The organism is Kribbella sp. NPDC051587 (assembly GCF_044453945.1).
GTDB lineage: Bacteria > Actinomycetota > Actinomycetes > Propionibacteriales > Kribbellaceae > Kribbella.
Genome location: NZ_JBITDE010000001.1, coordinates 1,287,165 through 1,299,560 on the forward strand (window position 1 = coordinate 1,287,165; position 12,396 = coordinate 1,299,560).

At 68.1% G+C, this 12,396-nt stretch carries 8 protein-coding genes; 2 read left to right on the forward strand and 6 right to left on the reverse strand.

Annotation, left to right across the window (positions count from 1 at the left end):
- Position 1: 1 nt before the first annotated feature.
- Positions 2 to 859, reverse strand: coding sequence for an MOSC domain-containing protein (locus ACIA49_RS06125; RefSeq protein ID WP_396376011.1), 858 nt, complete (start codon positions 857 to 859; stop codon positions 2 to 4).
- A gap of 76 nt (positions 860 to 935) precedes the next feature.
- On the opposite strand from ACIA49_RS06125, the gene ACIA49_RS06130 reads away from it, so the two are divergent.
- Positions 936 to 1,424, forward strand: coding sequence for a helix-turn-helix transcriptional regulator (locus tag ACIA49_RS06130; protein ID WP_396376012.1), 489 nt, complete (start codon positions 936 to 938; stop codon positions 1,422 to 1,424).
- On the opposite strand, the gene ACIA49_RS06135 is transcribed toward ACIA49_RS06130, so the two are convergent.
- The 3 genes from ACIA49_RS06135 to ACIA49_RS06145 all read right to left on the reverse strand — a co-directional run bounded on the left by ACIA49_RS06135 (position 1,393) and on the right by ACIA49_RS06145 (position 9,184).
- A complete protein-coding gene (locus ACIA49_RS06135; RefSeq protein ID WP_396376013.1) occupies positions 1,393 to 7,140 on the reverse strand; it encodes a hypothetical protein in 5,748 nt (1,915 codons plus the stop codon). The genes ACIA49_RS06130 and ACIA49_RS06135 overlap by 32 nt on opposite strands.
- Positions 7,141 to 7,227: 87 nt before the next feature.
- Positions 7,228 to 8,034 (reverse strand): spermidine synthase, encoded by an 807-nt coding sequence (locus tag ACIA49_RS06140; protein ID WP_396376014.1) that lies wholly within the window; start codon positions 8,032 to 8,034, stop codon positions 7,228 to 7,230.
- Positions 8,035 to 8,050: 16 nt separating this feature from the next.
- On the reverse strand, positions 8,051 to 9,184 hold the full coding sequence (locus tag ACIA49_RS06145) for a glycerophosphodiester phosphodiesterase (protein ID WP_396376015.1): 1,134 nt from the start codon (positions 9,182 to 9,184) through the stop codon (positions 8,051 to 8,053).
- Positions 9,185 to 9,366: 182 nt separating this feature from the next.
- Here ACIA49_RS06145 and ACIA49_RS06150 point away from each other — a divergent pair, with 182 nt between their 5' ends.
- Positions 9,367 to 10,359, forward strand: a complete 993-nt coding sequence (locus ACIA49_RS06150) for a malate dehydrogenase (RefSeq protein ID WP_396376016.1) — start codon at positions 9,367 to 9,369, stop codon at positions 10,357 to 10,359.
- A gap of 49 nt (positions 10,360 to 10,408) precedes the next feature.
- Here ACIA49_RS06150 and ACIA49_RS06155 read toward each other — a convergent pair whose 3' ends face one another.
- Together ACIA49_RS06155 and ACIA49_RS06160 are read right to left on the reverse strand one after the other, a co-directional pair.
- Complete coding sequence (locus ACIA49_RS06155) at positions 10,409 to 11,179, reverse strand: class I SAM-dependent methyltransferase (protein WP_396376017.1); 771 nt, start codon at positions 11,177 to 11,179, stop codon at positions 10,409 to 10,411.
- Positions 11,180 to 11,208: 29 nt separating this feature from the next.
- Positions 11,209 to 12,117 carry a phosphotransferase gene (locus ACIA49_RS06160; protein ID WP_396376018.1) on the reverse strand — a complete coding sequence of 303 codons (909 nt, stop codon included), beginning with the start codon at positions 12,115 to 12,117 and terminating at the stop codon, positions 11,209 to 11,211.
- Between the last annotated feature and the right edge of the window lie 279 nt (positions 12,118 to 12,396).

Sequence of the window (12,396 nt, forward strand, 5' to 3'; positions counted from 1 at the left end):
GTTACCCCTCGGGCTTGGCCGGATCGGTTCCGGCCGGGATCCATTCCTGTACCAAAATCTCATCACCGACAGCGATCGTCCCGCCGGTCAGTACGGCGCCCTTCATGCCGAAGCTGACACCACCGCCGTACGCCGGCTCCCGCCGATAGGACGCCAGCGTCCGGGTCGGTTCCGGCCCGGTCTTCCGGCCGGTCTCCTGCTCGACCGTCGGTACCGCGCAGCGGATCCCGCGGGCCGAGTACCCGATCTCGACCGCACCGATCGACATCCGCAGCACGCGGTCCTCGGTGTGTGGTTCCGGCCAGCCGGAGACGACGACGTTCGGCCGGAAGCGGTTCATCGGGATCGCCTCGGCACCGCGCTCGACCATCCGCTCGTTCAGCCCGTCGAGCGACGACAGCGACGTGATCATCAGCGCGTGCGCGTCACCGAACCCGGTCTCGCCGCGATGCACACCCCACCCCGGCCGCTCGTGCTCCGGCGTCACCCGGACCAGCCCCACCGGCCGCCCCAGTCGCTGCGAGAACCACTCGTCCGCCTCCGGATCCTGAGCCACCGCCTGCCCGAACCACGACTTGAACAGACTGACATCGCGCCGCTTCCCGTCGTACCGGATCGGTACGGCGAGGTCCGGGGCGCCCGGCGCGGAGAGCCGGAGGGCGTCGCCGGCCAGCTCGGCCCGGAGCGTCGCCATGGCCGGCAGCGTCCGCTGACTCTGAAAGGTCCCGTCGGTGTCGACCACCATGAAATTACGGTCGCCGAGCAGTCCGCGCGGCCCGAGCTCGGCCTGCTCGACCGGCACGGCCGACAGCCCTTTGACCGGGTAGTAGACGAGGGCGGCGACGCGTGCGGCAGACATGCCTCCCATCCTACGGCCTCATGCCACTTGAATTGTTCGTTCATGTTGACTTATGTTTGATCGCGAGGAGGTTGCCATGCAGCTCGAAGCGTTCGCCGGCGCCCTGCAGCGGGTTCGCCAGGATGCCGGTCTCAGCTATCGCGAACTCGCCGATCACGCCCACTACTCGCACGCACACCTGGTCCGCGCGACCAGCGGGAAGCAGCTGCCGAGCTGGCCGGTGACTGTCGCGTTCCTCACCGGCTGCGACGTACCGGCCGAGCTGCTGCCGATCTGGCGGCGGCACTGGGAGGCGGCCGCCCGCGACCCCCAGGACGTCAACGAGCTCCTGCGCGCGGCCGCGACCCCAGAGGACCTCGGCGCAGCGCTCACGGCGCTCACAGCGCCGCGATCACTCCGGTCGCTGGAACGCCTCACCGGCATCCCCCGAGCCACCCTGCAGAGCTGGCTGCGGGGTGGCCGGGTTCCGCGACCGGACCGGCTCGATCAGTTCATCCTGGCGCTCGGCGCGAGCCGCACCGAGCGCCTTGCCTTCAGTGACTGCGTCGACCGGCTCGCCGGCTGACCGCGATCAGCACCGTCCCGGCCGCGACCAGGATCAACGCCATCGCGGCCACCCAGAACCCGATCGGGCTCCCGGTCTCCGGCAACTCGCCACCAGGCTTGGCCGGCTTGGTCACCGTCGTCGTCACCGTGCTGCTGTTGTCCTTCGGATCCGGATCCGGCGTCACCGAGGTCGCGGTCGCCGTGTTGCTCACCGACGTAGTCGCGTACTTCGGATCCACCACGACATCGAGCACGATCACCGCAGTCTTGCCGGGATCGATCCGATCGATCGCACACGTCAGGAGCTGCCCGGTCGCCTTGCACCGCGCCGGCGTCGACCGCAACCTCAGCCCGCTCGCCAACTCATCAGTGACGGACACCTTGAGCGCTGCCGACGGGCCGTCGTTGTGTACCGCGATCCGGTACCGCAGTGACCCACCGGCAACCACGCTCGGGCTGGACGCCGTCTTGTAGACCGCAAGGTTCGCCGACCGCCCCGGCCGCCCACTGACCTTTGCCTCGTTGTTCGTGGTCACCGGGTCCGGCGTGGCCGACCCCACCCGCGCCACGTTCGCCAGCTCGCCACTGAACCCCGGTACGACGGTCGCCGTGATCGTGATGACGATCGTGGCCCCTTCCGCGAGGGACGCCGTACTGCATTGGACCGTCCCGGCCTCCGGAGCATCCGGCGCGCCCTGCGTTGCCGGCGGCAACAGGATGCACGGGCCCTTCGCCGAGACCTTGGTCAAACCTCGCGGTAGTTCATCGGTGATCACGACCTTCTGCGCATCGGACGGCCCGTTGTTCTTCACCGTCAGCGTGTAGGTCACCTGCTGCCCGGCGACCGGATTCGCCGGCGCCATCGTCTTGGTGATCGCCAGGTCCGCGAGTGCAGCGACCGGCGAGACACTCGTCCCGGTGTTGTTGTCCTTGTCCGGATCAGGCGTCGGCGAGGTCGCCGTCGCCGTGTTGGTCAGCGATGCACCGTCGTACCCGGCCACGAGCTTGACCTTGATCGAGAGAATCACCTGCCCGATCGGTACGTCGCCCAGTGCGCAGCGAACCGTGGACCCGTCCACCTGGCACGGCTTCGCGGCCGACACGATGGTCAGCCCGGCCGGGATCGTGTCGGTGACGACCACCGACCGCGCGACCGACGGGCCGGTGTTCGTGACCACGATCGCGTAGTCGAACGTGCTGCCCGGCGTGACGGTCCCCGGCTCGGACTGCTTGGTCACCTGGACATCCGCGCTGGTCCCGACCGGGATCGTGACGGTCGAACTGTTGTTGGTGTCATCGGGATCCGGTACCGGCGAAGTCACCGCCGCCGTGTTCACCAGCGTCGTACCGGTGTAGGCGGGGTCGAGGGCCGCGGTCACGGCGATCGTCACCGAGGCACCGGCGACGAGAGCGCCGAGCGCGCACTCGATCTTCGGCCCGGTGATCTTGCAGTCGGGCTCGACCTTGACCACGGTCAGCCCCGTCGGCAGCGTGTCGGTCAGGGCGACCGCGGTCGCGTCCGACGGCCCGCGGTTCACGACGGTGAGGCGATAGGTGACGCCGCCACCGGCGGTCGCCGACTTCTCGTCACTGGTCTTGATCACCTCGAGATCGGCCGCCTGGTTGACCTTGGTGGTGATCTTGCTCGTGTTGTCCGCCTCGTTCGGGTCCGGCGTCGTACTGGTGACCTCGGCCGCGTTGGTGATCGGAGCAGTCTGACCCGAGTCGACCTTGACCCGGATCTGTACGACGGCATCCGCGCCCGGCGCCATCGCGCCAAGCGTGCAGCTCACCGCAGTGGTGCAGTCGCCGTTCGCACTGGTTGCCTCCAGCACCGACACTCCGGCGGGGAGCGTGTCGGTCACTGTGACGGCCTGTGCGGTCGACGGGCCGGCGTTGTGCACGGTCAGCGTGTAGAGACCTTCGCCGCCGGCAACCAACGGTGACGGCGTCACCGACTTGGTGATCGACAGATCGGCCGAGGCCGTGACCGTGGTTTCGACCGTGTCGCGGTTGTTGCCGTCGTTCGGATCCGGCGTCTGGGAACTGACCGTCGCGGCGTTGGTCAGTTTGCCCGGGGCAACAGCTGGGTCCACCTTGACGGTCACGGTGATGACCACCGAAGCACCTGGCTTGAGGCGACCGGCCGGGCAGATGACCACTGGCTCGGCAACCGACGGGCCCTGCATGCAGTCGCCGACCGGGCTCGATCCGCGGACGTACGTCGTACCGGCGGGCAGAGTGTCGGTGACCACGGCACCGATCGCGTCGGACGGTCCGGCGTTGCGGACCGTCAGCGTGTAGATCAGTCCATTGCCTGCTACAACAGTTGCCGGAGCAGACTTGGTGATCGAGAGATCGGCCTGCGCCTGGACGGTCGTCGTACTGGTGGCCGTGTTGTCCGAGTCGGTCGGATCCTCCGGCGTCTTCGCGCCAGCTGAGGCCGTGTTCGTCAACGCCCCCGGCGCTGTCGCCGGAGCAACCGTGCCGGTGACGGTGACCACGAAGCTGTCCCTCGCCGCCAACGTCGCCAGCTCGCAGGTGACGCGCCCATCGCTGACCTGGCAAGTCGCCCCGCCGGGCGCCTCAGCACTCACGCCCGTCACCGCAGCCGGTACGTCGTCATCCAGGCTGATGCCTTGGGCATCGGAAGGGCCGGCATTCGCGACGGTCAGTTTGTAGGTGATCGCCTCACCTGCGACGACCGGGTCGGGGCTGACGGTCTTGGTCAGCGTGATGTTCGCCTGCGCGCCAGTGAGCAGCGTGTACGTCGCAGTGTTGTTGTCGGCAAAGGGATCCGGCGTCGGTGATGAGACCTTGGCCGTGTTGGCGAGTTCGTTCGGCGGAGTGCCGGACGGAACGTTCGCCACCACGGTCACGGTGATCTTGTCGCCCGGGGCAACTGTTCCGACTGCGCAGGTGACCGTGCCGTCGGCTTGATCACAAGAGCCCTGCGAGGTGGTTGCCGAGACATACTTCAAGGGCGCCGGAACCGGGTCGGTCACCGTGACCGACTGCGCGGCCGAGGGGCCGTTGTTGGTGACAGTCAGCGTGTAGGTGACGGGCCGACCGGCCTGGACCGGCGCGGGCTGGGCGGTCTTGGTGATGGCCAGATCGGCACTCGGCTTGAGGTCGTCGGACGTGCGGCCGGTGTTGTTCGACTTCTCCGGATCCGGCGTCGGCGAGGTCGCCGTGGCGCTGTTGATCAGCGTTCCGGTTGCGGTCGCCGCCACCTGCGCGGTCACCGTGATCGTTGCCGTCGAACCATTCCCCAGATCGCCGAGGGCGCAGCGGACCTGGCCGGAGGACACCGTGCAGGACCCTGCGGTCGAGTCGGCCGTCGCCTCGCTCAAGCCGGTTGGCAGATCATCGGTAACCTGAACGGTGTGGGCGTCGGACGGGCCGTCGTTGTGCACAGTGATTTGGTAGGTGACCGGCTTCCCCGGCACCACTGGCGAGGTCACCGTCTGCTTGCCGACCACCAGATCGGCCTTCGGATCACCAGGCGTGATGGTCGCCGAACCGGTGTTGTTGGAGGGATCAGGATCGGGCGTCGCGCTGGAGACCGCGCCGCTGTTGGCCAGCGGACCACCCTGGTACGACGAGTCGAGGGTGGCCGTCACCTCGATCGTCAACGTGGACTTGCTGGCCAGGGTGTCGACGAGACAGGTGATTTCTTGACCGGCCGCTGAACAACCAGCCGGAGCCGGCGCCTGGGCGTCGACGATCGTCAGACCGGCCGGGAGCGAGTCCGCGACGCGAACCTGCTGCGCCACCGACGGACCGTTGTTGGTGATCTTCAGCGTGTACTTGACCCGCTCACCCGGAGCGGGGTTGCTCGGGGCAACTGTCTTCAGCAGAGCGAGGTCCGCTGCACGCGTCACCGGCGTCGTCACCGAGGCCGTGTTGTTGGCGGGGTTCGGGTCGGAGGTCGACGTGGTCGCGGTGGCGACGTTCGTCAATCCTGTTGCGGTGCTGGCCGCTGGGACCTTGACCACGACCGTGATCGAGACACTCGACCCGGAGGGGATCTCGCCGAGCGCACACTCGACCTTGGTGTTGCATGTACCTTGCGCGGGCTTGACCGAGACCAGCTCAACGCCATCCGGCAAGGTGTCGACGACCGCGACATCCTTCGCCGTACTCGGACCGTTGTTCCGGGCAACGAGTGTGTAGGTCAGCTCGGCACCGGCCGCGACCTGGTCCGGCGTACCGGTCTTGGAGAGCTGCAGGTCGGCCGACTCGGCGACCGGCGTACGAACCTCGTCGGCCCGGTAGGTGTACGGCTTGTTCAGGGTCTCGGCCGTGTAGTCGAGGTAGCCGGTGTTCACCACGGTGGTCCCGGCCGAGGGTCCGTCGAGGGTGACGCGGAAGCGGACCGTCGCGCTCTCGTTGGTCCCGAGGCGGCCGCCAGTGGTCGCGTTCGCACCCGCGCCGACCCGGAAGCGGACGGTTCGCGAGGAGCCGTCGTACTCGGCCTGATCGTCGCCGGCCGGGTCTGTCTTGGTGGTGGTTCCGACCGCGAGCGAGCCCGGCACGTACGTCGTATTCGGCGGCAACGCGTCGCGAATCGTCGACTTGAGCGCGTCGTCGTCACCGGTGTTGCCGTAGCTGAGCGTGTACTCGAGGGTGTCGCCGACCTTCGCCGGGTCATTGCCGGCCAGGTTGCGAACCGTCTTGGTGCCCTTGATCTTCGGCGCGTAAAGGTCGATCTGGGTGGTGAGCGCGGCCGGATAGTAGAAGTCTCCGGTGCTGGCGAAGGTGAGCTCGGCGCTGGTCGCGCTGTTGGCGAGGATGCCGGCGCCGTCCACCACCTTCGCGTCCAGGCCGAGGTTGTTCACCGCGGACGGCGTACGGTCCTTGAGGTTCTTGCCGCCGTCGGTGACCCGGCTGCCGAAGAAGTTGGCCGACGGGTTCTGCACGTCCGCGAGCCGGGTGCCGTTCACGGCGAAGTAGTCGCCGCTGATCCCGGCGTCGCCTTCATAGGTGACGCTGCCGAAGCGCGCGTTCACCGCGCCGCTCGGGGGAGCCAGGAAGCCCGAGATGCTGGTCTTGATCACGTCGCCGGTGGTGACGCGCGCGTAGCCGTTGAAGACGGTCAGGTCGCGCAGCGGCTCACTCGAGTCCTCATAGGCGATCACCAGGCTCCACCCGGCGTACCGGTCGTTTCCGGTGCCGGCGGCAACATCCGCACCCCAGTACTCGCCGCCGCCGGCCTTCTGGACGACGTCGGTGACGTCGAGGTAGGACGAGTAGTCCTGGGTCGAGACGCTCAGGTAGTCGGTCCGGCCGGCGGTCAGCGTCTGGTACGACGTACCGCCCGGAACCTTGAGCTTGATCGTCTTGCCGTCACCACTGCTCGCCGTACCGCCGGTTCCGGCCGCGCGACTGGCTCCCCAGAACAGACCGGCGTACAGGACCTTCGCGCCGTCGGGCACGCTGACTGTTGCCGCCGACGACGAACTCGTCGCGGCATCGGAGTCCGCGTCGAGGAGACGCATCGCCCATTCGTTGTTCGAGGCCCCGGTATTCCCGCCGGCCAACGCGGCCTTGCAGGTCGGCGCCGAGGTGTCGCAGGTCTCCAGCGCATTGCCGGTGATCCGGATCGCGCCGTTCGTCTGCGCACCGAAAACCTTGCCGAAGGTGCGGATGGTCTCTGCCCGAGCCGTTGCCGTCGGCACCAGTCCGAGTCCGGCGACGAGCAGCAGCGAAATCCCCAGGCGTAGCCGACCCATCACAGATCCCCGTTCGTCGGTGGCGGGCGGACGCCGTCACCTACCTATCACAGTCCGTAGCATGTCAGCTACTCGCCGTGCGGGTGGTCAGGGACGAAATGTCCCCGGCGGCGCGGCCGGCGGGGTGAAGGCCTCGGCGTCGGTCAGGGCGGCTGCTCTCCCGGCGAGTTCGGCCAGCGGAGTCACGTCGTACGGCGGCTGCGCCTTCCGACCGGTCGCCGTCAGGTCCGGCACGGTGTTCGGGGAGGCGACCAGGATGACGTTCCCGAAGCCTTTGCCGCGGAGGATCTTGCGCTCGGCCAGCACGACGCCGTCGCCCAACGCCGCTCGCACGGTGGCCGCCGTACGACGAACGAAGGGCAGGCCGGCCGAGCCGTCGATCAGGTTCGCGATCAGCAGGCCGGTCGGCCGGAGGACGCGGGCGCAGTCGGCGAAGAACTCGGTGGTGACGAGGTTGGCCGGGACGGCTTCGCGCTCGAACGCGTCCAGGATCACGACGTCCATCGAGTCGTCGTACAGGTCCTTGATCCCGGCCCGGCCGGTGGCGCCGCGGACCTTGATCCCGGAGCGTTTCGGCAGCGGCAGGCTCTCCCGGACGAACTCGGTCAGATCCTCGTCGGGTTCGAGCACGATCTGCCGGGACCGCGGTCGCGTGGTCGCGACGTACCGCGGCAGGCTGAGCGCGGCACCCCCGATATGGGTCACTGCGATCGGCTGCCGGCGGGACGTCATCGCGTCGAGTACGTCGGCGATCCGCCGCATGTACTCGAAGGAGAGGTGGGTGGGATCCGCCAGATCGACCTGCGACTGCAGTGAGCCGTCGACGGCCAGCACGTACGTGCCGTCGGCCGCTGCCTCTACCGTCGCTGTCCCCGTGCCGACCTTGCGCTCCACCCACCCATCTTGTCAGTTACTTCGCCTCGGCCCGCTGAGCGACCGCGATGTCGGTGTTGTCGGTGAAGAGGCCGTCGATCCCGGTCGCCCGGTACGCCGCGATCTCACCGAACAGGTTGCCCGAGTCCGACGGGACGGCGTCGCTGTCGAAGTCGGCCGGCAGGAAGTTGTTCTCGACCCGGAAGGTGTACGGGTGCACGACCAGCCCGGCCCGGTGCGCGTCGGCGACCAGCGTGGTCTGCTTGCCGAGCTTGCCGTCGGCCGTGAACGGGATGATCTGCTCCTTGTACGGACCGACGCCGGCCGCGTACTTGGCGACCTCACGAAGCCCCTTCGCCGAAGTGATGTCGGCGTACGTGCGCTTGTCGCCGGAGACCGTGAAGTCGTACGGCCGGCCGACGGCGTCGGTCAGCTGGACCAACGGGACCCGGAGCTGCTTGTGCAGGGCGATCAGGTTCGAGACCTCGAAGGACTGCACGAACACCTTGGCGTCCGGACGGTTCAGGCCGTTGCGGTTCAGCGTCTTCACCAACTCGGGCTCGAGCGGAAGACCCTGGCTGCGGAAGTACGTCGGGTGCTTGGTCTCGGGGTAGATGCCGATCGGGCGGCCGAGCTCCTTGGACAGCCGCTTGGTCAGGTCGATGACCTCCTGGAAGGTCGGGATCTGGTAGCGGTCGTTGAACGCGGTGTTGTGCTGCCGGATCGCCGGGATGCGCTCCTCGGCGCGCAGCGTCTTCAGCTCCTTGAGGGTGAAGTCCTCGGTGAACCAACCGGTCAGCGAGACCCCGTCGAGCACCTTGGTCTTCTTGCGGTTCGCGAACTCGGGGTGCTTCGCGACATCCGTCGTACCGCCGATCTCCGGCTCGTGCCGGGTGACCAGGACGTGGTCCTTGGTGCTCACCAGGTCGGGCTCGACGTAGTCGGCGCCCATGCGGGCGGCCAGCTCGTACGACGCCAGCGTGTGCTCGGGCCGATACCCCGAGGCACCGCGGTGGCCGATGATGATGAACTTGTCGCGGTGCTGGTAGGCAGAGCCGGCGGCCTGAGCCTGGCCGCCGTTCTGCTGGGTGCTCTGCTGGACAACCTGCGGGGCCAGCAGCGTGGCACCGACCGCGAAGGCCGAGATGGCCGCGGGGAGGAACCGCTTCATGGGAATTGCTCCTTACCTGTCAGGGACTGTCGAGTACGGTGCGCCCCCTCTGCGTCCGGCAGATGACGGCCCGGTGAACGAACCTTCGGGGATGTGAGCAAGTCGGTGGTGACCCAGGGTTGGGCGCGCCTGCGGATGTTGCTAGCGTCCGAAGCACAAAGAATGCACAGATTGGAGCTGTCGTGAGCATTACACCGGTAAAGGTGGCCGTCACCGGAGCCGCCGGGAACATCGGCTACAGCCTGCTGTTCCGGATCGCGAGCGGTGCCCTGCTCGGCCCGGACACCCCGGTGGAGCTGCGGCTGCTCGAGATCACCCCGGCGCTGAAGGCGGTCGAGGGTGTCGTCATGGAGCTCGAGGACTCCGCCTTCCCGACGCTGGCCGGGGTCGAGATCGGCGACGACCCGAACGTCATCTTCGACGGCGCCAACGTCGCGCTGCTGGTCGGCGCCCGGCCGCGGACCAAGGGCATGGAGCGCGGTGACCTGCTCGAGGCCAACGGCGCGATCTTCACCGGCCAGGGCAAGGCGCTGAACGACCACGCCGCCGACGACATCCGGATCACCGTCACCGGCAACCCGGCCAACACCAACGCGCTGATCGCCCGCAGCAACGCGCCGGACATTCCCGCCGAGCGCTTCTCCGCGCTGACCCGGCTCGACCACAACCGCGCGCTCGCCCAGCTCGCGCGCAAGGCCGGCGTGCACGTCACCGAGCTGAAGAAGCTGACCATCTGGGGCAACCACTCGGCCACCCAGTACCCGGACATCTTCCACGCCGAGGTCGCCGGCAAGAACACCGCCGACTTCACCGGTGACACCGACTGGCTCGAGAACGACTTCATCCCGACCGTGCAGAAGCGCGGCGCCGCCATCATCGAGGCCCGCGGCGCGTCCTCGGCCGCCTCGGCCGCCGCCGCCACCATCGACCACACCCGCGACTGGCTGCGCGGCTCCGCCGACGGCGACTGGCTGTCCATGGCTGTCGTCTCCGACGGCTCCTACGGCGTTCCGGAGGGCCTGATCTCGTCCTTCCCGGTCACCACCAAGGACGGCAACTGGGAGATCGTCCAGGGCCTGGAGATCAACGACTTCTCCCGCGCCCGCATCGATGCCTCCACCGCCGAGCTCGCCGAAGAGCGCGACGCCGTCAAGGCCCTCAACCTGATCGGCTGAGACTGCTGTTCACAGGCCCTCGCTTCCGCTCGGGAGCGAGGGCCTTGTGCTACCTGCGGCGGGCGAGGTGAACAGTGACCTCGGCGTCGATCTCCACGGTTTCGGGCAGCACCTCGAGGACCAGGCGGAACACCTCGTCCCGGACGGCGGGCTCCAGCAGCACGTAGGCCGACACTGTCGAGAGATGCCCGATGTAGTCCTGAGCACTCAGCGTCAGCCGCCGCTCAACCACGGTCTGCCGCACGTCCGTGAACCACTCGGACTCCAGAAGCTCCGAGCCAGGCCACTCCATCGGACGCTCCGCAGGCGGCCTCGGGTCCGGCGACGGCACATCGTCGGTCTCCAAGTACGGCGCCCGCGCCACCCGCGCCGCCTCCCTGAGCTCCAGGTCGGCCAACTGGATCGGCGACGCGAACGAGGTGAACACCCCACCCGGCCGCACGAGAGCCGCCATCCGCTCCCACCGACCGTCCGGATTGGTCCAATGGAGCGCGGCCGCCGAGTACACCACGTCGTACGACGTATCGAGCGGCAGATCCTCGAACGCACCCTGTACGGCGGTCACAGTCGCCGGCAGGTGCTTCCGCAGTACGGCGAGCATCGCCGCGTCCGGCTCGGTCGCCGTGACCGCGATCCCTCCCCGGGCAAACACGCGCGTCGCCTTGCCGGTCCCAGCGCCGATCTCGAGAGCAGTCCGAATCGGCTCACCCGCGTATGCAGTCACCACTCCGAGCAATTCGTCGGGATACCCAGGGCGGAACTGTTCATACGTCTCCGCAACAGACCCAAAGCTCAACGCACGCTCAACCATGCCCAGCATCCTGACACCCTGCCCCGCCGTACCGCCTGCTATTTGTTTGGCTGGCGCAGGGCGGCGCCGTCGGGCTGCGGAAGTCCTAGCGATGATGCTGCCCACGACAGGTCGATCGCGATCATCCGGGTCATCACCGGGACCAGCCAGTGCGGCAGGGACTCATGGTGAACGCGATAGGCGAGCGTGGCCGCACCAGCGGCAGCCCAGGGTGCGCCGCCCGGCATGACGTCGTACGGAGGGGGCCCGCCCTCGAGGTAAAGGGTCGGGAGCAGGCCGGCCAGATCATGGCCGGCGCTGCCGCGCGAGGTGTGGCTCCAGTCGACGAAGACCACCCGCTCACCGTCGATGCAGATGTTGTCGCTGCGCAGATCCCCGTGCACCAGGCTCGTGCCGTCCTCGTCGCAGCGGGATTCGGCGGCGATGAGGTGCGGTGCCGCGTCGTCGAGCCACTTCTCCGAGCACAGCTGCAATTCGAGGAAGGCTGCTCGGTCCGGGCCGGAGAGCAGACCGGGCCAGCGAGCGTGCGTCGGCGGTGTGGGTGAGAAGACGTCCGGTGCCTCGGTCCGGGAGAGCTCGGCGACAGCGGTGAGCACGAGATCGATATCGCCGGGGCGCCAATTCACACCCTGATGGCTGGCCGGCCAGTGCGCCCGGCTGAGATCTTCAGTGATGAGAATCGGGCGGCCGGGCTCGTCGAGCCACGCGATGATCGCTGGCGCGAACCGCTCGGGAACGTGTTGCAGGAAAAGGTGTTCGGTACGGAGCCAGCGCTCAGTATCGTCATCCGTGGCGGCCTTGACGAAGACGCGCGTACCGTCGGCCAATCCGACCGAGTGCCGGCTCGCCCCCGACCAACCGGTGTCGGGAACGGCCCAAGTCGTGGTCAGCCGGCCCAGTGCCTGTTCCACCCGGTGTCGGAGCTCGGCATCGGGTTCGTCCGGCATCAGTTCCTCCCAGGGTCCGCACGTCTACGCCGTCGCAGCTTGCGATTCTGGCAGACAAGGCGTGCCTGCGAGCCCTTCCGCGTTTGGTCGGCCGCCCCTCCTTCAGGTGTGACCACCAAGGCCCACGAATCTGTCACCGATGTCTTGAGACATCACAGCTTCAGGCACTCTGTTTCAGGCACTCTGTTATGTCTCAGGACATCGGTGACAGTTCTGGTTCTAGAGATCGGTGACGGTTTCGGGGTTTTGGTGGTGACACTTCGGTGAGCCGGTGCCGCG

Bases quoted from the DNA above. Each gene is read 5' to 3' on its own strand.
- ACIA49_RS06145 (WP_396376015.1), bottom strand. From the start codon at position 9,184: ATGAAGCGGTTCCTCCCCGCGGCCATCTCGGCCTTCGCGGTCGGTGCC.
- ACIA49_RS06160 (WP_396376018.1), bottom strand. From the start codon at position 12,117: ATGCCGGACGAACCCGATGCCGAGCTCCGACACCGGGTGGAACAGGCA.
- ACIA49_RS06125 (WP_396376011.1), bottom strand. From the start codon at position 859: ATGTCTGCCGCACGCGTCGCCGCCCTCGTCTACTACCCGGTCAAAGGG.
- ACIA49_RS06130 (WP_396376012.1), top strand. From the start codon at position 936: ATGCAGCTCGAAGCGTTCGCCGGCGCCCTGCAGCGGGTTCGCCAGGAT.
- ACIA49_RS06155 (WP_396376017.1), bottom strand. From the start codon at position 11,179: ATGCTGGGCATGGTTGAGCGTGCGTTGAGCTTTGGGTCTGTTGCGGAG.
- ACIA49_RS06135 (WP_396376013.1), bottom strand. From the start codon at position 7,140: ATGGGTCGGCTACGCCTGGGGATTTCGCTGCTGCTCGTCGCCGGACTC.